A 24,450-nucleotide genomic window follows, 5' to 3' on the forward strand; every position below is an offset into this window, starting at 1 on the left:
TAAATATTTTGGGAAATATTTTTAATAAATTTGTGCAATCGATTACATTATTGTATTTTCGTTTAAAAAGGGACTTATTTCCAAATCAATAAAAAACAACAACCAATATAAACATTCTCTCATTATTTTGGTATTTGAAAAATTCAATTTTAATAAAATTCAATAGAATGAAAACTATCACAACTAACCTTTTTCGTATTCTTTTGGCAGTTTTAATAACGTGCTGTTCAGAAAATATGGCCGCTCAAAAATCTAAATCCAATGAAACTTACCAAAACATTGAATTTAAAATGGACAAGGTCAAAGAGCCATTAATTCCAAAAAATACTGTAAACATAAAAGATTTTGGTGCTGTCAATGGAGGATATGTTTTAAATACCAAAGCTTTTGCAGATGCAATTGATGCAGTTTCAAAAAAAGGGGGCGGAAAAGTGGTTATTCCTCCGGGGATTTGGCTTACTGGTCCAATCATTTTAAAAAGTAATCTTGAACTACATGCGGAAACAGGAGCATTAATCAAATTTTCTACTGATAAAAGTTTATACCCACTTGTCGAAACCAGTTTTGAGGGTTTAAATACCTGGCGTTGTATTTCTCCTATTTATGGTAAAAACTTAGAAAACATTGCCTTCACCGGAAAAGGTGTCTGGGATGGTTCCGGTGAAGTATGGAGACAGGTTAAAAAAAGCAAACTAACGGAAAGCCAATGGAAAAAATTTGTTGCTTCAGGCGGAGTTCTTAATGAAAAGAAAGAAAGCTGGTATCCATCAGAAACATTTATGAAAGCCTCAGTAGGTGCGGATCAGAATGTACGTTTGGATTTAAAAACCAAAGAAGAATTTGAAGCTATTCATGATTTTCTTCGTCCAGTATTGGTCAGTATTCAAAACAGCAAAAGAGTGATGTTTGACGGACCTGTATTTCAAAATTCTCCTGCCTGGAATATTCATCCTTTAATGATAGAAGATTTAATTGTTCGTAATGTAACGGTTCGTAACCCTTGGTTTTCTCAAAATGGTGATGGTCTTGATGTGGAATCCTGTAAAAATGTTATCGTTGAAAATTCCAGTTTTGATGTAGGTGACGATGCTATCTGTATTAAATCCGGAAAAGACAAAGACGGTCGTGATCGCGGTATTCCTTGTGAAAACATTATTGTAAAAAACAATATCGTTTATCATGGGCATGGCGGTGTAACTGTAGGAAGCGAAATGTCGGGCGGTGTAAAGAATTTGCACGTCTCTAATTGTTCTTTTATGGGAACTGATGTCGGATTGCGTTTCAAAAGTAACCGTGGACGCGGAGGTGTTGTCGAAAATATCTTTATCTCGGATATTTACATGACAGATATTCCATCACAGGCTATTTCTTTTGATCTTTATTATGGTGGAAAATCTATTGCAGAAACTTTGGCCGAAGGTGGAAATACAGTTAGCTCGAAAAAAGTTCCTGTTGATGAAAAAACACCTCAGTTTAAAAATATCTCAATAAAAAATGTAACGATTGCCGGGGCTCAACAAGCTGTTTTCCTTCAGGGTTTACCTGAAATGAACTTAGAAAATATCGAAATCACTAATTTAATTGCCAAAGCAGAAAAAGGTTTTTCGATTATTGATGCTAACGGAATCAAAATCACTAATGCTAAACTGGATATAGCAACACCAAATGTAATTGACATTTATAATGGTAAAAACATATCGTTAAAAAATATTGAATTTAATTCGGCATCGTCTAAAGCTGTTACCATTAATGGAGAAGCTACTGAAAATGTTGAATTAGTTTCTTCTGCAAATTTAGATTTTTCCAAAAAAACTACCATTGGGGAAACTGTTCCTAAATCGGCAGTAAAATTATAATTGATTAAACCATTTAGCTCCTGTTATGTCTAAGTTTTAGCAAAATAAATCACATAACAGAAGCTCAACAAAAAAATTACAATGAAAATATTCCAAAGACTGACCAAAAAGAAAAGCTTATCTTTCGTTATTATACTAACCTTCTTTTCATTTTTTTATTCTACTGCCCAATCAGACAAAGAAAGCAAGGTGGCAATCAGTACAAAACCATTTAGTGATGGTGTTAATCATTGGTATTTTATTAATGACAAAACTAATATCGTAAATGCGGTTCCTAATCAACCCAAATACGATGAATCTGAATACACTAAAATAGCCGATAACATTTTGTATTTTCAGCGTGATAATGGTGGATGGCCAAAAAATTATGACATGAGAGCTATTTTAACCCCGGAGCAAATAAATGATGTGGTTAAGACAAAATCTGTTCTTCACACTACTTTCGACAATTCGACTACTTATACCCATATTTATTATTTAGCACAGGTTTACACACAGACTAAAATCGAAAAATACAAGGACGCTTGTCTTAAAGGAATTGATTTTATTCTGGAAGCACAATATCCTAATGGAGGCTGGCCACAATACTTTCCTTTAGAAAAAGGGTATAGCCGCCATATAACTTTCAATGACGGAGCTTATATGGGGATTATGAATTTGTTAGGGAAAATAGTGCAGAATGATCCTAATCTTAGTTTTGTAGATTCTGAAACAAAAAACAAAGTGAGTATTTCTTATGAAAAAGGAATTGACTGCATCTTAAAAACACAAATTTCAGATCATGGAAAACTTACTGCCTGGTGCCAGCAGCATGATGAAATAACTTTATTACCTACATGGGCCCGAAAGTTCGAACCGCCAAGTGTCAGTAATGCCGAGAGTGTTGATATCGTTTTATTTTTGATGAAAATAGAAAATCCAAGTGAACAGATTATCAGATCTGTACAAGGTGCCATTAAATGGTTTTCGGATTCTAAAATCTACAACACCAGAGTAGAAACTTTTCAGGCTCCGGAATTTGACTCAAAATACAAAAAAGTTACCGATGACCGCAGAGTTGTTATTGACTCTACCGCTCCTCCAATCTGGACACGCTATTATGAATTGGGAACAGGAAGACCTTTGTTTTGTGACAGGGACAGTGTCTACTTATATTCCTTGGCCGAAGTTAGCCGGGAACGCAGAAGCGGATATGCATGGTATACGTATAATCCTGAAAAAGCCTTGAAAAAATATCCCGAATGGCAAAAAAAATGGACTCCTGAAACTGATATTTTAAAACAATAAAAAAACAAAAAAAGCGTGAATCTAAACTTTCACGCTTTTTTTATATATTGAAAATACTTATATATTTAGATTTATGTAATATTCCAATTGTCAGTTCGAGCCCTTCGACAAAAGAACAAATAGACCATTATTATATGTCTAATTGGTGTTATTTCTTAATCATTCAGTTTATAAAATGATTTTGCATTTTCATACCAAATTTTATTCTGATCTTCAATTGAAAACAAAGTAATATAATCTTCTAAGGTTTTCACAACTTCTGTATAATCCGAAGCCACATTACAAACCGGCCAGTCAGATCCGAACATTAATTTATCAGCAGAAAAATTCTCAAAAATGACATCCAGATAAGGTTTCAAATCTGATGATTTCCATGAATTCCAATCTGCTTCAGTAACCATTCCGCTAATTTTACAACTTACATTTTTGAATTTTGCAATCTCTTCCATTCCTTTTTTCCAGGATTCGATATCTCTCAATTTTATATCCGGTTTAGCAATATGATCGATAACAAAAACCTGTTCCGGGAAAGACTTTACCAAATCAATTGCAGCAGACAACTGACGATGAAAAATCAGGATATCATATGTAAAATTAAACTCTTTTAAAGCTGCAATTCCGTTTCGAAAATCTTTTCTGAACATAAAATCATCAGGTTCTCCCTGCACAACATGCCTGAAACCTTTTAATTTTTCATATTTAGAAAAGTGATTCAGTCGTTCAGCAATATTTTCAGCCCTTAAATCTACCCAGCCTACGACTCCTTTTATGAAATCATTCTTTAAAGCCAGATCTAATAAAAAATTAGTTTCTTCTTCAGATTGACTTGCCTGAACTGCCACACTGCCTGCAAATTTATTTTCAGAAAGCAATGGCAATAAATCTTCGGGTAAAAAATCTCTTTGAATTTGTCGCATTGAATCATCAATCCAACTATCCCTAATCGGATCAAATTTCCAAAAATGCTGATGTGAGTCAATTCGGTTATTCATAAAACTAATTTACATCACTGATTAAAGCACGATCTAAGTGAACATAACCTCCATCAACAAAAACAAATTGTCCTGTTGTGTGAGAAGAACGATCAGAAATAATAAAAAGTGCCGTATCTGCTATTTCTACTGTTTTTGTCATTCTGGACTCAAACGGAATACTTTTATTGATTTTTTTCAAAACTGCTTCGCCATCCGGTACCGTTTTAATCCAGTCTTCGTAGGCCGGAGTATAACTTTCTGCAATAATAATCGCATTAGAACGAATTCCGTACTGAATCAAATCTACTGCCCATTCTCTGGTAAGTCCAAGTACTCCTCCTTTTGCAGCAGCATAGCCTGAAGTTCCTCCTTGCCCTGTTAAAGCCACTTTGGAACCAATATTCAGAATATTTCCTTTTGCTTCTTTTAGATACGGAAGTGCATATTTGACCAATAAAAAATAGCTTACTACATTCAGTTTCAAAGAATCCATAAATTCTTCATAACTGGAATCTAATCCGGCACCATCATTGACCCCCACATTATTGATAACAGCATCTATCCTACCATATTTTTCTACAATTTTCGCAACTGCATTTTCCATCTGAACAGGATCGGTTACATCGGTTTCTACAAATAAAGAATCGATTCCTTTTTTTTGCAATGCTTCAGCATAACCAAAACCTCTGCTATTTCTATCAATCAGAACCGGAATAGCTCCTTCATCTGCCAAGCGGTTGATGATCGTTTCACCAATACTTCCCTCTTTACCCGCTGAACCAGATACAGCTACTATTTTTCCTTTTAAATTTAAATCCATAATTGTTATTTTTTCAGAATTAATTTAATTCTATAATTGCTTTGATGGTATTGTTTTTCGGATCAATCCATTTTTCAAATTCAGTAATCATATCCGAAAAGTCAGCTCTGTGTGTAATGTATTTTTTTGGATCGATTTTACCCGCTTTCAAACATTGCATTACATATTCAAAATCTTCAATAATCGCATTTCGGCTACTCATTAAAGTGGATTCTCTTTTATGAAAGTCAGGGTGGCTGAAACTTAATTCTCCTTTTTGAAGTCCTACTAAAACAAATCTCCCGCCATGAGAAATATAATTGAATGCACTGTTCATCACTTTTTGATTTCCGGTAGCATCAATCACCACATTGGCCATGTCTCCATTGGTCAACTCTGCCAATCGTATTGCTACATCATCATGCAAAGGGTTTATCGTTTCATCTGCCTGAAGTGCTTCTTTGCAAAAATTAAGACGATACTCATTGATATCCATAACAATAACTTTGGCACCGGCAATTTTTGCAAACTGGATCAATCCTAATCCAATAGGACCGGCACCCATTACCAAAACTGTATCGGTAGCTTTTACTCCTGCTCTGCGTACACCGTGAGCAGCAATAGCAAGCGGTTCTACCAAAGCCAGTTCATCATAATCCAAACCTTGTCCGTGCAGCAAATATTGTTCAGGAACAGTTACATACTCTGCCATTCCGCCATCAATATGTACTCCAAAAACTTTGATATTCGCACAGCAATTGGTCAATCCATTTCGACAGGCTACACATTTTCCGCAACTGAAGTAAGGAATAAAAGTTACTTTATCTCCCGGTTCAAAACCTTTTGCATTTCCTTTAATATATTCGGCTGCCAGTTCATGCCCCAAAATTCTTGGATATTCAAAATAAGGCTGAGTTCCTCCAAATGCATGAATATCGGTTCCGCAGACGCCTATTCTCTTAATTTTCAAAAGTACTTCTCCTTCTTTTGGTTCCGGCATTGGTTTCTCTTTCAATAGAAACTCCTGCGGCTTTTCACAAACAATATATTTCATTTTATGAGTCTCTTTTTTATATTTTATTATCAGAAAAGTCTAATTTTAATCCTTTGAGTTTGATTTTTAACACATAGAAACATAGATTTTGAAAACTAAAAATAGGCGTTTCACTATTTAAAATACACATAGCAGACTATGTGAAAGAAATGTATTTCTTTTCGTATTTTTTTTTAAATAAAATCTATGTTTCTATGTGTTAAAGCAAACTTTTATGAATTACACCCACAAAAGGTTAATTTTAATTATTTACTGTAGGCTTTTGCTACTTGTTTGCTGGAACCTAATCCGTCCATGCCTAATTCAATAATATCACCCGGTTTAATGTAAATTGGATCCGGTTTAATTCCCAAACCAACTCCCGGAGGCGTTCCTGTACTGATAATATCCCCAGGAAGCAAAGTCATGAACTGGCTTAGGTAATGCACCAAAAATGGAATTTTGAAAACTAAATTTGAAGTGTTACTATTTTGGAATTTCTTTCCGTTAACCGTTAACCACATTGGTAAATTATTCACATCTGCAATTTCATCCTGAGTAGCCAAAAATGGTCCAAGCGGCGCGAAGGTATCACAACCTTTACCTTTTGCCCATTGCCCGCCCATTTCGATTTGAAAAGCTCTTTCACTGTAATCATTTAATAAAGCATATCCGGCCACATAATCTAAAGCTTCTGCTTCTTCTACGTAACTTGCTTTTTTACCAACCACAAATGCCAACTCGATTTCCCAGTCTGTTTTTTCACTGTTTTTCGGTATAATCAAATCATCATTCGGGCCACATAAAGAAGTCGTTGATTTGAAAAAGATAATAGGTTCTGCCGGAATTGGAGCACCAGTCTCATGACAATGATCTACATAATTCAATCCGATACAGATTATTTTTGAAGGTCTTGCGACCGGTGAACCTAAGCGTACATCTGCACTAACTTCAGGCAAAACAGGATTGCTTTCTAATGCTTTTTTTAACTTTTCCAAACCATTATCTTCAAAAAAAGCTTCATTAAAATCAGTTACAATTGAAGAAACATCATATCTTTTTTCTCCAATTAAAACTCCCGGTTTTTCTTTTCCAACCGCTCCAAAACGTATTAATTTCATTTCTTTATTTTTTTAAGTTACTAAGTTGCTAAGGTTCTGAAGTTCTAAGTCTAAAAAATCTTAACGGCTTAGTAACTTAGAACCTTAGTATCTTTATTTAATTATTTAATTTGATAAAACCTCCGTCAATAGGATAATCACTACCGGTAATAAATCCGGCTTCGTCACTGCATAAGTACAATGCCAGAGTTGCAATTTCATCCGGTTTTCCCATTCGGCCTATTGGTTGTGACTGAGATAATTTTTCGAACATTTCTTCTTCTTTTCCTGCATAGTTTTTCGAAATAAAACCATCAACAAAAGGTGTATGAACCCTTGCAGGTGAAATTGAATTACAACGGATATTCTCTTTGATATAATCTTTGGCAACAGATAAAGTCATGGCCATAACGGCACCTTTAGCTGTTGAGTAAGCAAACCTGTCCGGAATACCAACCCAGGCGGCAATCGAAGCCATGTTCAAAATCACACCTCCGTTTGACAATCTGAATTTTGGTATTGCTGCAAATAAACAGTTGTAAACTCCTTTTACATTCACATCCATCACACGGTCAAAATCAGTCTCTGATGTAGTGTCTACTTTACCAACATTTGCAATCCCTGCATTATTGATAAGAATATGGATGTTACCAATTTTTTCAAATGTTTCCGTTACTTCTTTCTGACTGGAGACATTACAGGCATAAGAAAATACTTTTCCACCCGCATTTTTTATTTCATCAACAGCATCCTTAGCGCTTTCGATTGTTAAATCAACAATGTGTACTTCAGCCCCTTGTTTAGCGAACAAAGTCGCAATTGCTCTTCCTATTCCACTTCCTCCACCGGTTATTACGGCTTTTTTATTTTGTAATGAAAACATATTTATTAGTTCTTTTATTATTCTTAATATTATCGATTTAATTCTAGAGCTGCAAAAATAAAAGGACTGGTTGCTTTAGGTGTTATCTTTTTTCTTTCGTTATTCATATGAATCATCTCTGTAAGGATTTCCTCTAAGTCCGGCAACAGCACACGCATTGGTAATATAAAATTTACCCGTCAACATCTGTTTAAATTATTCTTTATTTTTTCTTCAAAATCTTAATAAATGTAAAACCCACAATTACAAAAGTAATTTTAAATATTAATATTAAAAAAAGAACATCCAAAAATAACCATACTTTAATAAATTATCACATTTTTTAACCAGTTTGTAAAAAACATTCAAATAAAATATTAATTATCTTAAAAAACGCATTTATTAACCATAGGCAGGATTGTTCATTCCAATCTTATTTTTACATTTGTAATTGTACTTTTTACATTTATTATTTAAAAAATATAATCTATAATTATAAAAAAATGACAAAACTAAAAGGCATAACATGGAATCACACAAGAGGTTTATTGCCAATGGTTGCTACTGCTCAGCGTTTTACCGAATTAAATCCGGGAATAGAAATTAGCTGGGAGAAAAGAAGTTTACAGGAATTTGCTGATGCTTCGATAGAAGATCTGGCCAAAAGGTTTGATTTACTGGTAATTGATCACCCATGGACAGGTTTCGGCGCACACACCAATGCCATTCTTCCTTTATCAGATTATCTTTCATCAGAATATATAAATGATCAGGAAATTAATACCGTAGGACGTTCTTACGGAAGTTATGTTTTTAGCGATAAATTATGGGCATTACCAATAGATGCTGCAACTCCGGTTGCTGCTGCCCGATTGGATATTTTAGAAAAACAAGGTTTAAAAGTTCCTCAGACTTATGATGATCTATTGGCTTTAGCAAAAAAAGGACTGGTTGCGTTTGCAGGAATTCCGGTGGATGTATTGATGAGTTTTTATATGTATTGCTGTAGTTTGGGTGAAGTTCCGTTTCAATCTGAAGAGAAAGTGATTTCTCTGGAAACAGGAAAAAAAGCTTTGCAGTTATTCAGAGAATTGGCACAATTAATCGATCCTGCCAATTTCAACAGAAATCCAATCCAGGTTTACGAAGCGATGGTCAATTCAGATGAAATTGCCTACTGCCCTTTTGCTTACGGATATTCTAATTATTCCCGAATTGGTTACAGCAAAAATTTACTTCATTTTTATGATTTGGTAAAATTGAATAGTCAACCAATGATTAGTTCATTAGGCGGAACAGGATTAGCGGTATCTTCTTTTAGCCAACACATTCCCGAAGCCATTAAATATGCAGAATTTGCAGGATCATCACAAGTACAGCAAAATATATTTGCCGATAATGGTGGACAGCCCGGACATTTGCAAGCCTGGAAAAGTGACCGAATTAACGGAATAACTCATGATTATTTCAAAAATACCTTGCCTGCCTTAGAGCGTGCTTTCCTTCGCCCAAGATACTCCGGACATATGTATTTCCAGGATCATGCCGGAGATGTAGTTCGTGATTATTTGATGAATGGCGGCAACGAAGAATCTGTTTTATCAGCAATGAACTCACTTTACGCGAAGTCCTTAAACTTAAAAACGGCATGAAACCATTAGAAGGATTAGTCGTTTTAGAATTTTGCCAGTTTTTGGCAGGACCATCTGCGGGATTAAAATTAGCCGATTTAGGAGCAAGAGTCATCAAAATTGAACGTCCTGTAAAAGGAGAAGCCTGTCGTCAATTAAACATCAAAGATCTTTTTGTTGATGACAGCAGTTTGCTTTTTCATACCATTAACAGAAATAAAGAATCGTTTGCAGCGGATTTAAAAAACCCGGAAGATTTAATTTTAGTAAAAAAACTGATTGCCAAAGCTGATATTATGACACATAATTTCAGACCGGGGGTGATGGATAAAATCGGGCTCACTTTTGCGGATGCATTAGCTATTAATTCCAAAATAATTTACGGAACCATTACGGGTTACGGAGACAAAGGTCCGTGGGCCAATAAACCCGGACAGGATTTGTTACTACAATCACTTTCCGGATTAAGCTGGTTAAGCGGTCGAAAAAGTCAGGAGCCGGTTCCATTTGGTTTGGCTGTTGCCGATTTAATGTGTGGCAATCATTTTGTTCAGGGAATTTTAGCAGCATTATTAAAAAGAGCCAAAACTGGGAAAGGCGTTTTGGTAGAAGTAAGTTTATTGGAATCTGTTTTGGATGTTCAATTCGAAGCAATTACTTCTTACTTGAATGATGGAGGACAACAACCGGAACGTGGAAATGTAAAAGGAAGTGCACACGCTTTTTTGAGTGCCCCATATGGTGTTTATCAAACTCAGGATAGTTATATTTCCCTGGCTATGGGAGATTTGCTTTTTATTGGAAATGTTTTAGGAATTGATTTAAATAAATATGCTGACAAACATCTTTGGTTTTCTCAAAGAGATGAAATAAGAAATATTTTAAGCGAAAAACTGCTCACTCAAACAGCTGATTATTGGTTGAATTTACTTCAAAAAGAAGGGATTTGGTGTGGCAAAGTTCTGAATTATGAAGAATTAGACAATCAATCTTTCGTGAAGGAATTACAGCTAAAACAAACCGTAAAAAATTCAGATGGAGAAACATTAATTACTACAAGAAGCCCTATTCAATTAGACGGAGAAATTTTAGTAAGTCCAAAAGCTGCTCCTAAAGTGGGTGAAGACAATTTACAAATACACGAACAATTTTTAAACACATGAAACCACTAGAAGATTATTTAATAATAGATTTTAGCCAGTTTCTTTCGGGTCCATCGGCGAGTTTGCGATTGGCGGATTTAGGTGCTCGTGTGATAAAAATTGAGAAACCGGGAACAGGAGATATCTGCCGAACCCTATATACTTCTGATTTGATAATGAACGGTGAATCTTCTGTTTTTCATACCATCAACAGAAACAAAGAATCATTTGCTATTGATTTCAAACAGTCTTCAGAACTCGAAAAATTAAAAAAATTATTGGCTAAAGCCGATGTGGTGATGCATAATTTCAGACCCGGAGTAATGGAGCGAGTGGGTTTGAGTTATGATAACGTAAAAAAAATAAATCCCAATATAGTCTATGCCGAAATTTCCGGCTATGGCACCAAATCCGAATTAAAAGATTTACCGGGGCAGGATTTATTATTGCAATCATTGACTGCCTTGACCTGGTTGAGTGGCAATCAGGAAGATGGTCCGGTACCAATGGGATTATCGATTGTGGATATGTTGGCGGGAGCACATTTGGCACAAGGAATTCTCGCTGCTTTGTACAGAAAAGCAACTCACAATATGGGTGCAAAAGTTCAGGTAAGCATGTTGGAATCGGCTTTTGATTTTCAGTTTGAAACCATTACCACTTATTTTAACGATGGTGGTGAATTGCCTGTTCGAACAAAATCCAACAATGCACATGCTTATTTGGGTGCTCCGTATGGAATTTACAAAACCAATGACGGCTATTTAGCATTGGCGATGGGGTCAATTCCGGTTTTGGCTTCGCTGTTACAGTGTGATGAATTGCTGCAGTTTCCTGAAAATAAATTTGAATTGAGAGATGAAATCAAGAACATTCTGGCTTCTCATTTAAAAACTCAGGACACTCAATTTTGGCTGGATATTTTAGAACCTGCTGATATTTGGTGTGCCAAAGTATTGAATTATAAACAACTTTTTGCTGAAGAAGGTTTTAAAATTTTAGATTTTACACAACAAGTCGAAATGCAGGATGGCTATTCGTATAAAACAACACGATGTCCGATTAAAATAGACGGAGAATATTTTACATCAACTAAAGGTTCTCCAAAATTAGGTCAGGACAATGCGCGAATTATTAAAGAATTTATTGGGTAATAATGGATAAATTAAGAATCGCTATTAGAAAATTCGATCCTTTTGAAACTACACTTCAAAAGCTATGGGATTTGTTTTGCCTAAAAAACAATATCACAATTGAAGCTGAAATGATTCCTTTTGAATTGCACGATCTTTATGAGGAAACTATCACAAAAGAAGGTTTAAAAAATGGGACTTGGGACATCGCACACATCAATACCGATTGGATTTTTGATGCTGCAAATGAAAAAGCGGTTCTGGATTTAAACCCATTGATTGCTGAAAATATGCCTCAAAATTATCCCGAAGGCTGGCATCAATCTTTATTGCATTTACAGCAAATCAACAACGGAACTTACGGACTTCCTTTTCACGATGGTCCCGAATGTTTGATCTTTAGAAAAGATTTATTTGACGATTTAACCGAAAAAGAAAACTTCAAAAAGCAGTTTGGCTACGAATTGAACCCTCCAAAAACCTGGAAACAATTCACTCAAATAGCTGAATTTTTTAATCGCCCGGAAGACAATCTTTACGGCTGTGTTTTTGCCAATTATCCTGACGGACACAATATGGTTTTTGATTTTTGCCTGCAATTATGGACCAGAGGCGGTTCTTTATTAAATACTCAAAACCAAATCAACATCAATCATACTGCAGCGATTGAAGCTTTGGATTTTTACAGAACAATCGTCAATAATAAAAATGCTGTTCATCCAAAGTCGAAAGATTTTGGTTCCGTTGAAGCAGGAATGGCTTTCGCCGAAGGTCAGGCTGCAATGGCCATCAATTGGTTTGGATTCGCCTCAATGTGCGAAGTAATCGAAGAATCAAAAGTAAAAGGTAAAGTAGATATTACGAAATTGCCACACGACGAAAATCATAAAACGGCTTCTCTGAATGTATATTGGCTGTACACCATTGGCACAGGAAGCAAGTACCAAAAACTGGCTTACGATTTTCTACGATTTGCCACCACGCCCGAAAGTGATAAATTGTTAACCAATGAAGGCGGAATTGGCTGTCGCAAATCAACCTGGAACGATCCCGAAATCAACAAAACCATTCCCTTTTATCACAAGCTGGAAATGCTTCATGAAAATGCTTTGACTTTACCTCAAACTCCCGTGTGGCCTAAAGTAGCTGAGTTGATTGACCAAATGATTTTAAAAGCTATAGAAAGTGACATTTCATCCGAAAAATTATTAGAAGAAACTCAGAATGCTATTCAAAAAATTATATAGTTATGAATATTCCATATAAACCATTATTGCCCGAAACAACACAGCCGATTATTATTATTGGCGCGAGTGGCATTGTAAAAGATGCGCATTTACCGGCTTATAAAATGGCGGGTTTTACTGTTTTTGGTATTACAAACAGAACAATTTCCAAGGCACACGATATGGCGAAACAATTCGGTATTCCGAATGTTTTTGAAAATGTAGCTGATGCCGTAAAAAATGCTCCGTCAAATGCTGTTTATGATATTACTGTCCTGCCTGATCAATACATCGAAATCTTAGAACAATTGCCTGACGGTGCCGCTGTACTTATTCAGAAACCGATGGGTAATGATTTAGCACAAGCGAAAGAAATTGTAGCAGTTTGCGAAAGAAAAAAATTAGTAGCTGCTATTAATTTTCAATTGCGTTTTGCTTCTTTTGTAAGTGCAGCGCGATACATAATCAATCAGGGAATTATTGGTGATTTGTACGATTTAGAAGTTAAAGTGACAGTGAATACACCTTGGGAATTGTTTCCTCTTATTAAAGAACATCCAAGGTTGGAAATCCTATTTCACAGTGTGCATTATATTGATTGTATTCGTTCTTTTTTAGGAAATCCAAAAGGTGTTTATGCTAAAACTACCAATCACCCTTTGAAGAAATTATCATCTTGCCGTTCTTCAATTATTTTGAACTATGGGGATTCGATGCGTGTGGTTATCAATACCAATCATGATCATCATTTTGGTCCGAAACACGAAGAAAGTTACATCAAATGGGAAGGAACTAAAGGAGCAATTAAAGCCAAAATGGGCTTATTGATGAATTATCCTGATGGTTTGCCTGATGAATTTGAGTATAATGTGCCAGCTCCAACAGATGAAGCCTGCGAATGGAAAAAAATTGAATTGGAAGGCTCCTGGTTTCCTGAAGCTTTTATAGGCACAATGTCTAATTTGATGCGTTTTAAAGAAGGTTCAGATACTGTTTTACACACGAGCGTGCAAGATGTTTTAGACACTATGAAAGTGGTGGAAGCCTGCTACATTAGCAACAAAAATGGTGGAATTTCATTAGACGAATTATAAAAAAATAAAACATATAAGTCATATAAGTTCATTTAACCTTTCGTGTAAGCAAACTTTTTAAACTTATATCACTTATATGGTGAACAAAAAAAACAACTATGTATTTTAAATCAACTTTTTTCGAAGACTATCAACTTAATGATAAAAGAGTTACATTAGGCAGAACTATTACAGAAACCGATTTTGTAGTTCATGCGGGACATACTGGCGATTTTTTCCCACATCATATGGATGAAGAATGGTGCAAAACACAGCCTTTCGGTCAAAGAATTGCTCACGGAACGATGGTTTTCAGCATTGGCATAGGTTTGACCGCATCTGAAATAAATCCGGAAGCTTTTTCGAAAGGTTACGACAGAATGCGATTTGTAAAACCCGTTCACATTGGCGACACCATCCATTCTGAAATTACCATTTCTGAAAAAGGAGAAGCCAAAAAACCGGATATGGGAACCGTAACAGAGCATGTTGAAATCATTAACCAAAGAGGCGAAGTGGTATTGGTATGCGACCATTTATTATTAGTAAAAAAGAAATAACCTTAAAACCACAATACAGCTATGCAAGTAACCAACCAGACTGGTGATCAACATGAAGTCCCAACAGAACAAGGAACAGGAAATAAATATTTGTTGCCTTTTATCTTAATTACCAGCTTATTTTTCCTTTGGGGAATGGCTCATAATCTGGATTCTATTTTAATCCCGCACTTGAAAAAGGCTTGTGAATTAAACAATCGTCAATCGACATTGATTGATACCTCTGTCTTTTTTGCTTATTTTATTATGGCAATTCCTGCCGGAATGCTCATCAAACGATTTGGTTACAAGAACAGTATTATAATTGGACTATTGGTTTTTGCAACCGGTGCATTTCTATTTGTACCCGCCGCAAACACCAGAACATATGAACTATTCTTATTTGCATTGTTTGTAATTGGTTGTGGCTTGACTATTTTAGAAACCAGTGCCAATCCATATGCAGCTATTTTAGGACCTGCAGAATCTTCATCTAAAAGATTGAATTTGGCAGCTTCCTTTAATGGATTAGCCGCAATGGTAGCTCCAATTGTTGGTTCATTATTTATCTTATCCGGTAAAACCAATACACCCGAGCAAATGGCAGCTATGCCAGCTGCAACAAAAGCAGCCTATTTATTAGAAGAAGCTTCGGCTGTAAAAGTACCATATATCATTTTGGGGAGTGTATTAGTCCTGGTTGCTATATTATTCTATTTTATGCATCTTCCTTCGATGAAACCACAACATACAGAAGCAGAAATTAAACCTGGTTTTTTCTCTGTTTTGAAATTTTCTCATCTGAGTTGGGCTGTAGTTGCTCAATTCTTTTATGTAGGAGCGCAGGTTTGTATCACTAGTTTTTTTATCAGAATTGCACAACAAGGTGCCGGATTAGACGAAAAAACAGCCGGATATTACCTCGGAATTTATGGTTTCCTCTTTATGGCAGGTCGTTTTATTGGAACCTTCTTTTTAAAATTTGTTAAAGATTATGTTTTACTTTCTATCTACTGTATCATTAGCGTTTTTCTTTGCTTAGTGGCTATTTATGGATCAGGGATTTATGTTATTTATGCACTGGGTGGTATTGGATTTTTTATGTCTATCATGTTTCCTACCATTTTCTCTTTGGGATTAGTAGGCTTAAAATCGAATACAGAAACTGGTTCTTCCTGGTTAGTAATGTCTATCGTAGGTGGAGCGATACTTCCTTATGGCATGGGGACATTAATCGATATGAAACATGATGATATTCAGGCAGGATATATTATTCCTTTAGTGTGCTTTGTGATTATTCTTTATTTCGGAGTATTTGGGCATAAAGTAAAAAACATCATTTCTTAGTTAAACTTCAATTATTTTTATAAATTTCCAAGATGTTCAGTTATAATACCTAACATCTTGGAAATTTTATTTTAAACTCATTTATATTCAAAACTTATAATGAAAAAAACTTTTCTGACCTTTTATCTCTGTTTATTTGTTTTTAACAGTGCTTTATACGCTCAAAAAGACAAAGATCAGTACGATATTATTGTAGCTGCAGACGGAAGTGGAACTTTCACAAAAGTACAGGAAGCATTTGATGCTGTTCCTGAAAATAACTCAAAACGAATTATCATTTTTGTAAAACCGGGTATTTATAAGGAAAAATTAAAACTGTCATCCAAAAAGAAAAAAGTAACCTTACTAGGCGAATCATATAAAACTACTGTCCTTACTTTTGATGATTATGCTGAAATTGCAGGTGGGACCAGTAAATCTTTTAGCGTATTGATTCAAGCTGATGATTTTACAGCCGAAAATATTACTTTCGAAAATACCATTGACAGTCAATTACCTCAATATAAAAAAGGCGGGCAGGCAGTAGCCTTGATGGTTAACGGAGACAGGGCCATTTTCCATCTTTGTAAAATAACCGGTTTTCAGGATACTTTCTACCTTAAAAGCAATACCAGAACTTATATAAAAGATTGTATTATTGAAGGAACGACCGATTTTATTTTTGGCTCAGGAATTTCTTTGTTTGAAAATTGCTTTATCAACAGTATAAAAGGTTCTCATATTACTGCCAGCAACCAGGATGCAGGAAAAAACAAATACGGCTTCGTGTTTAAAGATTGTGTCTTTTTAAATTATAATGGTAATAATACAATTACGACAACATTAGGAAGACCCTGGGGTGCCGGTGCCAATGTAGTTGTTTTAAATTCCTACGAAGGCTCGCACATTATAGCTGATGGCTGGGCTATTTGGTCAAAAGACCCTGAACATAAAGCTTTCAAAAATTGGGAAACGACTTATTATGCAGAATACAATTGTTTTGGTCCGGGTTATAACCCAAAAAACCGTTTATCCTGGACTCATCAACTGAGTAAAAAAGAAGCTTCAGAATACACAAAAGAGAAAATATTTGCTGCCAATACCACAACCGCTGCAAATCTGGAGGGAGATTGGAATCCTGAAACAGAAAATGATAAATGCCGTGAAATTTTGCCTTCAAAGAATGCTAAAAATGCTGATGGTGTTTTTCAAAAAGGCTTCAATTAATACTAAGAGCGCTCTTTTAAATAATGAGCGCTCTTTTTTTAAGAAATCAAAAACATTTTAATAATTAAATTAAACCATTTCCTCGGGTTTAACCCATACATCAAAATCTTCAGGCGTTACATACCCTAAACGAACAGCTTCTTCTTTTAGAGTCGTTCCGTTTTTATGAGCGGTTTGTGCAATTTCAGCAGCTTTATAATAGCCAATTTTAGTATTTAAGGCCGTAACTAACATCAATGAATTGTCTACTAATTCTTTGATTCTTTTATAATTTGGTTCAATGCCCTGAGCACAATGTTCATCAAATGAAATACAGGCATCTCCTAATAATCTTGCCGATTGAAGGAAATTAGCAGCCATAACGGGTTTAAAAACATTCAATTCATAATGTCCCTGCATACCGCCAACTGCAATGGCCACATCATTTCCGATAACCTGGGCACAAACCATAGTTAAAGCTTCGCATTGTGTCGGGTTTACTTTCCCGGGCATGATGGAAGATCCCGGCTCATTTTCCGGAATGTGAATTTCGCCAATTCCTGAACGTGGTCCTGAAGCCAGCATTCTGATATCATTTGCAATTTTATTTAAAGAAACAGCCAATTGTTTTAATGCTCCGTGCGTTTCAACAATAGCATCATGTGCTGCCAAAGCCTCAAATTTATTCTCCGCAGTTACAAAAGGATGATTAGTGAATTTTGCAATGTATTCGGCAACTTTTACGTCATACCCTTTTGGAGTATTAAGCCCAGTTCCTACAGCAGTTCCTCCTAAAGCAATTTCAGATAAATGTGCCAGGGTATTTTTTAATGCTTTTAATCCGTAAGTTAATTGGGCAGCGTAGCCTGAAATTTCCTGTCCTAATGTAAGTGGCGTTGCATCCATAAGGTGTGTACGACCAATTTTTACGACATCTTTATATGCTATGGCTTTTGCATGAAGTGTATCTCTTAATTTTTCGACGCCCGGAATTGTAGTTTCTACAACCATTTTATAAGCTGCAATATGCATTCCGGTTGGAAAAGTGTCATTTGATGATTGTGATTTATTGACATCATCATTTGCTTTTATGAATTGTTCTCCTTCGCCAATTTCAAAGCCTTTAAGAACTTGTGCGCGGTTGGCAATTACTTCGTTTACATTCATATTGCTTTGCGTCCCCGAACCTGTCTGCCAGATTACCAACGGAAACTGATCATCTAATTTTCCTGCTAAGATTTCATCACAAACTGCTGCAATTGCATCTCTTTTCTCGATTGGCAAAACACCTAAATCATAATTGGCATAAGCAGCTGCTTTTTTTAAATAGGCAAAACCTTCTATAATTTCTTTTGGCATTGATGCGGATGGTCCTATTTTGAAATTGTTTCTTGAACGTTCTGTTTGTGCACCCCAATATTTATCTGCCGGGACCTGAACTTCTCCCATGGTGTCTTTTTCTATTCTGTATTTCATTTTGTTCTTTGTAAGGTGTTGTTTTATATATGTTAAATAAATTTCTATTGAAAAAGGATTTTTAGCCCCGATAGAAGTGGAAATCCTTTTGCTTTTTCTTTAAAAAGTAAAAGATTGTAGCGGATAGCGGGAAATAGCTCCTAAAAAATATTCATTTCATTCAGTTTGAGAAGATTTAATAAAAATGAATCATGTTAGACAAAATCGTTATTTAAAATGAGTTTAAATATACGGATTATTGTGATTTTATAAAAATTGATTTCGTTTTTATTGCTAAGGAAAAATATAAAACATACATTTGTCCTTACATTCAAAAATTCCGGAAAACATGTTTGAATTTTCACAGTACTTAGGTTTTTTACTTTTCTTGACCATACTAACTATAGGGTTTTGGTTGATGTTTTTCTTAGTTGGTTTCGTATCTTATTGGGTTACGGGCGCTAGCTGGGAAATGTTCAAAGAGAAAAGAGCAAAGAAAAAGCAACAAGAACAATCGATTTAATTTTAAATTGATTTCATAAAAAAAGGACCCGTTTTTCGAGTCCTTTTTTTTATGCTGTTTGATGATTATCCCGGAAATTCTCCGCCACCATCATTTCCTTCATTTTTAGGAGCGGTATTCTTTTCTCTTTCACTTTTAGCTTTGTTAAAACGATAGGTAAACGACAAATTAAACTGACGTTTACGAAATTGCATTTCACCGTAAGATGTCTGGTTTTCAAGATTAGTATACGATCTCATGATTCTTGAGTTGAAAACATCACTTATATTGAAAGCTATCGTTCCTTTGTCTTTTAAAATATCTTTGCTTAAAGCAGTATTCATACTAAACTGACCCAGGTTTTTACCCTGTGCCGTTTTTTGTTCACCATTGTACATAGTACTTAATTGCCAGTCAATTTTGTATGGCAGAGTGACTTTTGAGCTAATTCTGGCAAACCAGGAATTGGCTTGATTGTCAAGATTCTGAACTACAACTTCGCCAGTTGTAAAATCAGTATAACTGTTTTCGCCGGTTGTTTTTACATTATAAAAATTAAAATTACTGTTCAATCTCCACCATTTAAACGGTGAATAATTTAGAGTAAATTCAAAGCCAAACTTTTGTTCTTTTCCTAAGTTAATCGGCCGGCTCAAAATAACCGGAACTCCATTTACTTCTTCACCTGTAGGAGACCTTACAAAACTGAAAACATTTTTGGTATCTTCAAAATAAGCAGAAGTATTAAAAGTCACTTTATCCCAGCGTTTAATATATCCGATATCGTATTTATCAGTTAAAGATGGATTTAAATCCGGATTTCCCTGAAAGATATTTATATTACTGGAATAATTGGTTGCCGGGTTCATGAAACGCCCTCTTGGTCTTGTTAGACGTTTACTGTAACTTACAGTGAAATTACTTTGGTCTGAGATTTCATAACTCACAAAAGCACTTGGAAATAAGTTATTGTATTTTTTAGTATTGAAATCACTATTGTCCAGTAAATTAACCTGAATATTGGTGTCTTCCCAACGCAAACCAAATAAGTATGAAAATTTATTTACTTTAAAACCATATTGTGAATAAAATGCATTTATGTTTTCTTTATATTCTAAAGTATTTGATAAATTTTCATCTTTTACACCTGCACCATCAGTAACATAATATTCATTGTTCAAATTTCCAAAACTTCCTTTATATCCTGCTTCGAACTGACTTCCTTCACCTAATGGGAGAACATAATCAGCCTGTAACTGAACTTGCCTCTGAACCTGATTGTTTAATGTATTGTTAGAATTAGGTGATGATGCTGTGATAACGCTATTGCTATCATCATTATCTTCTGAAATTGATAAATCTGCAGTAAGCTTGTGACCTTTATCGTTGAAGTTTTTGATTAAATTTGAAGTAAATTCAACGTCTTCACTTCCCGTATCTCCATTATTTAATCGGAATGAAGATCCTGTAAAAGCATGCGCTGCATCATAATTATTGTAATTGATTAAATCTCTGGTACTGCCTGAACTCTTTTGATAATTGATAGCATTTGTCCAGAAAGTCGTTGGAGTTATCGCCCATTCTACGCCGGCTCTTCCATTAAATCCATCTGAAGTTCTTTTTGTATCACGGTCTTCATCTAAAAAGCTTTTAGTTGTACCGTCTTCATTAAAATACTCAGAATTAGTTTTACCGCCGCCTTCATTGGTTCTGTAATTATATCCGGCAGTAGTGAAGTAATTTAATTTTGCTGTTTTATAATTCAAATTTGCACTTAAACCATATGTTTCAGGGATTCCGGTTGAAGCAATAAAAGTTCCGTTGAAGCCTTGATTTTTACCTTTTTTAAGAATGATATTAATTAATCCTGATCCTCCTTCTGCATCATAACGGGCAGATGGATTAGTAATAACTTCTACTTTATCAATAGCATCGGCCGGAAGCTGGCGTAAAGCTTCTGCAACGTTTATAGCATTTGAAGGTCTTCCATCAATTAAAATTCGAATGTTATCACTGCCTCTTAAACTTACATTTCCTTCAGTATCAACAGAAACAGATGGAACGTTATCCAGAACGTCACTTACAGTTCCTCCTTTTACCATCATATCCTGTCCAACATTGTATACTTTTTTATCCAGTTTTATTTCTACTGTTGATTTTTCGGCACGAACAACAACTTCATTCAATTGTGCAGCATCTTCAGATAAATTTATTACTCCCAGATTAGTGTCAGCCGAAATATTTTTTCCTTTGATTTCAGTTGCTTTAAATGAAATAAATTCAACTTTGATATCATAAGTTCCAAGAGGAACAGATAAATCAAATTCCCCTTTTGGATTTGTAATTCCTCCGGCAATTATTTTGGTTTCGTTAGGTGCTGTAATAGATATAGTAGCATACTCCAATGGTTGCTTAGTCACTTTTTCTAAGACTCTTCCTGTAACTTTTACTTTATTTTGATTTGAAGGTGCTTGTTGTGCATAATTGTGTAATCCTGTAAACAGGAATATAATTAATACAGCAAATTTGAATTTTTTCATTATTTTTTTGGTTTCTTTTTCCTTTTAGACCACAAATGTAGCTTTTGGTTTAAAGGAGAAAATCACAAAAAAATGTTAATCCAACACTTTATAATGATTCTAAAAAAGAAGCCACTTTATCAACGTCACGTCCAATAATTGCTTTTCCGTCTTTAATTACAATCGGCCTTTCAATTAAAATTGGATTATCAACCATTGCCTGAATGATTTGAGAATCACTCATGTTTTTTTCTTTATAATTTTCGATCCAAATTTTCTCTTTAACCCTTACTAATTCAATAGGCTGTAAATTTAATTTTTCAAGCAATTCTTTCAATTCATCAAATGTTGGTGTTTCTGTAAGATAAGGGATGATTTCATACTCCTGATCTGATTCGTTTAAAAAAGCCAGACAATTTCTTGATTTTCCGCAACGTGGATTATGGTAAATTTGTATCATTTTAATTTTTTAAATAGCTATAAAATAATTGAACTAAAAAAAAGTATTTTAGCAATACCAAAAATAAGATTTACTTATTAAACTGAATTCTAATTTTAAAATTTTTAATACATGTTTTTAGAACAAGGAATTAAACCCGAAAATAAATTTTGGAAATACCTGTTAGGGTCTCTCTTAATCTTTGTTGCTTCTTTTGTTGGTCAAATTCCACTTTCGGCAGTTGTTTTATTTGAAACTTTTTTTAATAAAAAACCTTATCCGAAAAACGACGAGATCCTAATGAAAATGTTTGAGCCAAATTTGACTTTATTTTTGATTATGATTTCATTTGTTTTTGCTCTTACCGGAGTTTATTATGTTGTGACTAAATTACATAATCAAAGTTTTTTATCAGTTACAACATCCAGAAAAAAAATAGATGTAAAACGTATTTTGTTTTCTTTTTTATTATGGGCAGGGGTTTCAATACTGAGTTTTTTGTATGTTTATTTTAAATCTCCTGAAAATTTCATTTGGAATTTCAAGCTAATTCCCTTTTTGATTTTAGTACTTATCGGAACAATATTAATTCCAATACAAACCAGTACAGAAGAATATGTTTTCAGAGGTTATTTAATGCAGGGATTTGCTAATTTGGCTAAAAATAAATGGTTTCCGCTGTTAATGACTTCACTTATTTTTGGTTCAATGCATTGGTTTAACCCCGAAGTTACTAAAATGGGCAATATTATTATGATTTATTATATTGGCACTGGCCTGTTTTTAGGAATTATAACATTAATGGATGAGGGAATCGAATTAGCGCTTGGCTTTCATGCTGCCAATAACCTCGTTGGTGCTTTATTAATAACATCAGATTGGTCCGTTTTTCAAACCCATTCCCTTTTTATAGATAAGTCCGAACCCTCTGCAGGTTTTGATGTTATTTTACCTGTTGTAATAATCTATCCTATCCTGCTTTTTATTTTTAGCAAAAAATACAATTGGAACAATTGGAAAGCAAAATTAACAGGTGATATAAATATCGTAGAAGGTCCTAAATTAATATAGTCATGATTAAGTTGACGCATAAAAATGTTCACAATTATTTTAAAATAAATGGTTATCATTTAAATAATGATGATTTGTGCCGTTTGGCATATAGCTATATTAAAGAAGGTGATGCTAATGAACAAATCATTGGTGAGTTTCTTTTAGATTGGTTTGACAATAAAGAATATATCGAAATGATGACTTCCGGAACTACCGGGCTGCCTAAAGTTGTTCGATTGCAAAAACAAGCCATGATTCAATCCGCATTAGCTACAGGAGATTTTTTTAGTTTAAAACCTGGTAACAAGGCTTTACTTTGCTTGCCCGTAAAATTTATAGCGGGTAAAATGATGTTGGTCCGAAGTTTAATTTTAGGTCTGGATTTAGATATTGTCGAGCCAAGTATAGAACCATTAGCATTAAACACGACTCAATATGATTTTGTAGCTATGGTACCCCTGCAGGTTCAAAACTCTATTGAGGATTTAAAAAATGTCAAAAAATTAATTATTGGTGGAGCCAAAATGGATTCTTCCCTTGAGGAGAAACTCTTACCATTAAAAACCGAAATTTATGAAACTTATGGCATGACCGAAACCATTACGCACATTGCTGCAAAAAAGGTTGGGGAAAACTTTTTCTCGGTTTTACCAAATGTAAAAATCAATACAGATAATAGAGGTTGCCTGGCAATTACGGTTCCAACAATTTCTGAAAAACCTATTATTACCAATGACATCGTCCAGGTAATAACAGAAAACCAATTTACCTTTTTAGGAAGAATTGACAATGTCATCAATAGCGGCGGCGTAAAATTAATTCCGGAGCAAATTGAATCCAAGCTGGTTGAAAAAATAAGCAGTCGTTTTTTTGTTACAGGAATTCCGGATTCTATTTTAGGAGAAAAATTAATTTTGGTTATTGAAGGAGAAAAAAGAGATTTTCCTATTGATTTTTTTAATGTTTTAGACAAATATGAAAAGCCAAAAGAAATTGTTTTTGTTCCGAAATTCAAAGAAAATGAAAACGGAAAGTTATTAAGAAAACCTAGTATAGGATTGTGACCTTAAATGAATATCATATCCAAAAAATTGATCCGTTTTCAGATTGATTCTTTAAAATGAAGCGGTTTTTAGGCTAACAAAAATATTTATGCATAATTTTTATCACTCCGCAGGTTTTAGTATTGATCCTGACTTGGCACGTTTCCGTAAACTGGGACAAAACTTTTCAAAACGAAAAAACCCTTCATCTGTTGATGAAGGGTTTTTAAAAAGAAAGGCGACGACATACTC

At 34.6% G+C, this 24,450-nt stretch carries 20 protein-coding genes; 12 read left to right on the plus strand and 8 right to left on the minus strand.

Translation table 11 applies throughout. The annotated features are described in order from the left end of the window. The first annotated feature begins 167 nt into the window (after window positions 1–167). Together PMI10_RS15415 and pelA are read left to right on the plus strand one after the other, a co-directional pair. Window positions 168–1,856, plus strand: a complete 1,689-nt coding sequence (locus PMI10_RS15415) for a glycoside hydrolase family 28 protein (RefSeq protein ID WP_007809636.1) — start codon at window positions 168–170, stop codon at window positions 1,854–1,856. A gap of 81 nt (window positions 1,857–1,937) precedes the next feature. Further along, window positions 1,938–3,143, plus strand: coding sequence for a pectate lyase (gene pelA / locus PMI10_RS15420; protein ID WP_007809638.1), 1,206 nt, complete (start codon window positions 1,938–1,940; stop codon window positions 3,141–3,143). 155 nt (window positions 3,144–3,298) lie between these two features. Here the strand turns inward: pelA and PMI10_RS15425 are convergent, their stop codons facing one another. From PMI10_RS15425 to PMI10_RS15445, 5 genes are all read right to left on the minus strand, one after another. Continuing rightward, window positions 3,299–4,135, minus strand: coding sequence for an amidohydrolase family protein (locus PMI10_RS15425; RefSeq protein WP_007809640.1), 837 nt, complete (start codon window positions 4,133–4,135; stop codon window positions 3,299–3,301). 4 nt (window positions 4,136–4,139) lie between these two features. Then, window positions 4,140–4,937, minus strand: coding sequence for an SDR family oxidoreductase (locus PMI10_RS15430; protein WP_007809642.1), 798 nt, complete (start codon window positions 4,935–4,937; stop codon window positions 4,140–4,142). A 19-nt stretch (window positions 4,938–4,956) separates the two neighbouring features. Beyond that, window positions 4,957–5,970 (minus strand): zinc-binding alcohol dehydrogenase family protein, encoded by a 1,014-nt coding sequence (locus PMI10_RS15435; RefSeq protein ID WP_007809644.1) that lies wholly within the window; start codon window positions 5,968–5,970, stop codon window positions 4,957–4,959. 245 nt (window positions 5,971–6,215) lie between these two features. Beyond that, window positions 6,216–7,070, minus strand: a complete 855-nt coding sequence (locus PMI10_RS15440; protein WP_007809645.1) for a fumarylacetoacetate hydrolase family protein — start codon at window positions 7,068–7,070, stop codon at window positions 6,216–6,218. A 97-nt stretch (window positions 7,071–7,167) separates the two neighbouring features. Next, window positions 7,168–7,932, minus strand: a complete 765-nt coding sequence (locus PMI10_RS15445; RefSeq protein WP_007809647.1) for an SDR family NAD(P)-dependent oxidoreductase — start codon at window positions 7,930–7,932, stop codon at window positions 7,168–7,170. Between the two features lie 482 nt (window positions 7,933–8,414). On the opposite strand from PMI10_RS15445, the gene PMI10_RS15450 reads away from it, so the two are divergent. From PMI10_RS15450 to PMI10_RS15485, 8 genes are all read left to right on the plus strand, one after another. Then, the gene (locus PMI10_RS15450; RefSeq protein ID WP_007809649.1) at window positions 8,415–9,563 is read left to right on the plus strand and encodes an ABC transporter substrate-binding protein; all 1,149 of its coding nucleotides are present in this window, start codon (window positions 8,415–8,417) and stop codon (window positions 9,561–9,563) included. Continuing rightward, window positions 9,560–10,705, plus strand: a complete 1,146-nt coding sequence (locus PMI10_RS15455) for a CaiB/BaiF CoA transferase family protein (RefSeq protein WP_007809650.1) — start codon at window positions 9,560–9,562, stop codon at window positions 10,703–10,705. The genes PMI10_RS15450 and PMI10_RS15455 overlap by 4 nt, the downstream gene beginning before the upstream one ends. Further along, window positions 10,702–11,838 (plus strand): CaiB/BaiF CoA transferase family protein, encoded by a 1,137-nt coding sequence (locus tag PMI10_RS15460; protein WP_007809652.1) that lies wholly within the window; start codon window positions 10,702–10,704, stop codon window positions 11,836–11,838. The genes PMI10_RS15455 and PMI10_RS15460 overlap by 4 nt, the downstream gene beginning before the upstream one ends. 2 nt (window positions 11,839–11,840) lie before the next feature. Next, window positions 11,841–13,064, plus strand: a complete 1,224-nt coding sequence (locus PMI10_RS15465; RefSeq protein ID WP_007809655.1) for an ABC transporter substrate-binding protein — start codon at window positions 11,841–11,843, stop codon at window positions 13,062–13,064. Between the two features lie 2 nt (window positions 13,065–13,066). Further along, window positions 13,067–14,137 (plus strand): Gfo/Idh/MocA family oxidoreductase, encoded by a 1,071-nt coding sequence (locus tag PMI10_RS15470; protein ID WP_007809656.1) that lies wholly within the window; start codon window positions 13,067–13,069, stop codon window positions 14,135–14,137. A 98-nt stretch (window positions 14,138–14,235) separates the two neighbouring features. Continuing rightward, a complete protein-coding gene (locus tag PMI10_RS15475; protein WP_007809657.1) occupies window positions 14,236–14,676 on the plus strand; it encodes a MaoC/PaaZ C-terminal domain-containing protein in 441 nt (146 codons plus the stop codon). A 21-nt stretch (window positions 14,677–14,697) separates the two neighbouring features. Next, entirely contained in the window at window positions 14,698–16,002 is a 1,305-nt protein-coding gene (gene fucP, locus PMI10_RS15480) for an L-fucose:H+ symporter permease (protein WP_007809658.1), read from the plus strand. A gap of 99 nt (window positions 16,003–16,101) precedes the next feature. Then, window positions 16,102–17,208 (plus strand): pectinesterase family protein, encoded by a 1,107-nt coding sequence (locus tag PMI10_RS15485; protein WP_007809659.1) that lies wholly within the window; start codon window positions 16,102–16,104, stop codon window positions 17,206–17,208. Between the two features lie 69 nt (window positions 17,209–17,277). Here PMI10_RS15485 and fumC read toward each other — a convergent pair whose 3' ends face one another. The 3 genes from fumC to arsC form a co-directional block, all read right to left on the minus strand. After that, window positions 17,278–18,663: a class II fumarate hydratase gene (gene fumC / locus PMI10_RS15490; RefSeq protein ID WP_007809660.1), complete on the minus strand. Its 1,386-nt coding sequence runs from the start codon at window positions 18,661–18,663 to the stop codon at window positions 17,278–17,280. Window positions 18,664–19,230: 567 nt separating this feature from the next. Further along, complete coding sequence (locus tag PMI10_RS15500; protein ID WP_007809661.1) at window positions 19,231–21,684, minus strand: outer membrane beta-barrel family protein; 2,454 nt, start codon at window positions 21,682–21,684, stop codon at window positions 19,231–19,233. An 88-nt stretch (window positions 21,685–21,772) separates the two neighbouring features. Further along, entirely contained in the window at window positions 21,773–22,123 is a 351-nt protein-coding gene (gene arsC, locus PMI10_RS15505) for an arsenate reductase (glutaredoxin) (RefSeq protein ID WP_007809662.1), read from the minus strand. A gap of 111 nt (window positions 22,124–22,234) precedes the next feature. Between arsC and PMI10_RS15510 the strand changes: the two genes are divergently transcribed. Both PMI10_RS15510 and PMI10_RS15515 read left to right on the plus strand, forming a co-directional pair. Next, window positions 22,235–23,173: a CPBP family intramembrane glutamic endopeptidase gene (locus tag PMI10_RS15510; RefSeq protein ID WP_007809663.1), complete on the plus strand. Its 939-nt coding sequence runs from the start codon at window positions 22,235–22,237 to the stop codon at window positions 23,171–23,173. A 2-nt stretch (window positions 23,174–23,175) separates the two neighbouring features. After that, the gene (locus PMI10_RS15515; protein WP_007809664.1) at window positions 23,176–24,219 is read left to right on the plus strand and encodes an AMP-binding protein; all 1,044 of its coding nucleotides are present in this window, start codon (window positions 23,176–23,178) and stop codon (window positions 24,217–24,219) included. Window positions 24,220–24,450 lie beyond the last annotated feature (231 nt).

It is taken from the genome of Flavobacterium sp. CF136 (assembly GCF_000282055.1).
Lineage (GTDB): Bacteria > Bacteroidota > Bacteroidia > Flavobacteriales > Flavobacteriaceae > Flavobacterium.

Bases quoted from the DNA above. Each gene is read 5' to 3' on its own strand.
- PMI10_RS15415 (WP_007809636.1), top strand. From the start codon at position 168: ATGAAAACTATCACAACTAACCTTTTTCGTATTCTTTTGGCAGTTTTA.
- pelA (WP_007809638.1), top strand. From the start codon at position 1,938: ATGAAAATATTCCAAAGACTGACCAAAAAGAAAAGCTTATCTTTCGTT.
- PMI10_RS15425 (WP_007809640.1), bottom strand. From the start codon at position 4,135: ATGAATAACCGAATTGACTCACATCAGCATTTTTGGAAATTTGATCCG.
- PMI10_RS15430 (WP_007809642.1), bottom strand. From the start codon at position 4,937: ATGGATTTAAATTTAAAAGGAAAAATAGTAGCTGTATCTGGTTCAGCG.
- PMI10_RS15435 (WP_007809644.1), bottom strand. From the start codon at position 5,970: ATGAAATATATTGTTTGTGAAAAGCCGCAGGAGTTTCTATTGAAAGAG.
- PMI10_RS15440 (WP_007809645.1), bottom strand. From the start codon at position 7,070: ATGAAATTAATACGTTTTGGAGCGGTTGGAAAAGAAAAACCGGGAGTT.
- PMI10_RS15445 (WP_007809647.1), bottom strand. From the start codon at position 7,932: ATGTTTTCATTACAAAATAAAAAAGCCGTAATAACCGGTGGAGGAAGT.
- PMI10_RS15450 (WP_007809649.1), top strand. From the start codon at position 8,415: ATGACAAAACTAAAAGGCATAACATGGAATCACACAAGAGGTTTATTG.
- PMI10_RS15455 (WP_007809650.1), top strand. From the start codon at position 9,560: ATGAAACCATTAGAAGGATTAGTCGTTTTAGAATTTTGCCAGTTTTTG.
- PMI10_RS15460 (WP_007809652.1), top strand. From the start codon at position 10,702: ATGAAACCACTAGAAGATTATTTAATAATAGATTTTAGCCAGTTTCTT.
- PMI10_RS15465 (WP_007809655.1), top strand. From the start codon at position 11,841: ATGGATAAATTAAGAATCGCTATTAGAAAATTCGATCCTTTTGAAACT.
- PMI10_RS15470 (WP_007809656.1), top strand. From the start codon at position 13,067: ATGAATATTCCATATAAACCATTATTGCCCGAAACAACACAGCCGATT.
- PMI10_RS15475 (WP_007809657.1), top strand. From the start codon at position 14,236: ATGTATTTTAAATCAACTTTTTTCGAAGACTATCAACTTAATGATAAA.
- fucP (WP_007809658.1), top strand. From the start codon at position 14,698: ATGCAAGTAACCAACCAGACTGGTGATCAACATGAAGTCCCAACAGAA.
- PMI10_RS15485 (WP_007809659.1), top strand. From the start codon at position 16,102: ATGAAAAAAACTTTTCTGACCTTTTATCTCTGTTTATTTGTTTTTAAC.
- fumC (WP_007809660.1), bottom strand. From the start codon at position 18,663: ATGAAATACAGAATAGAAAAAGACACCATGGGAGAAGTTCAGGTCCCG.
- PMI10_RS15500 (WP_007809661.1), bottom strand. From the start codon at position 21,684: ATGAAAAAATTCAAATTTGCTGTATTAATTATATTCCTGTTTACAGGA.
- arsC (WP_007809662.1), bottom strand. From the start codon at position 22,123: ATGATACAAATTTACCATAATCCACGTTGCGGAAAATCAAGAAATTGT.
- PMI10_RS15510 (WP_007809663.1), top strand. From the start codon at position 22,235: ATGTTTTTAGAACAAGGAATTAAACCCGAAAATAAATTTTGGAAATAC.
- PMI10_RS15515 (WP_007809664.1), top strand. From the start codon at position 23,176: ATGATTAAGTTGACGCATAAAAATGTTCACAATTATTTTAAAATAAAT.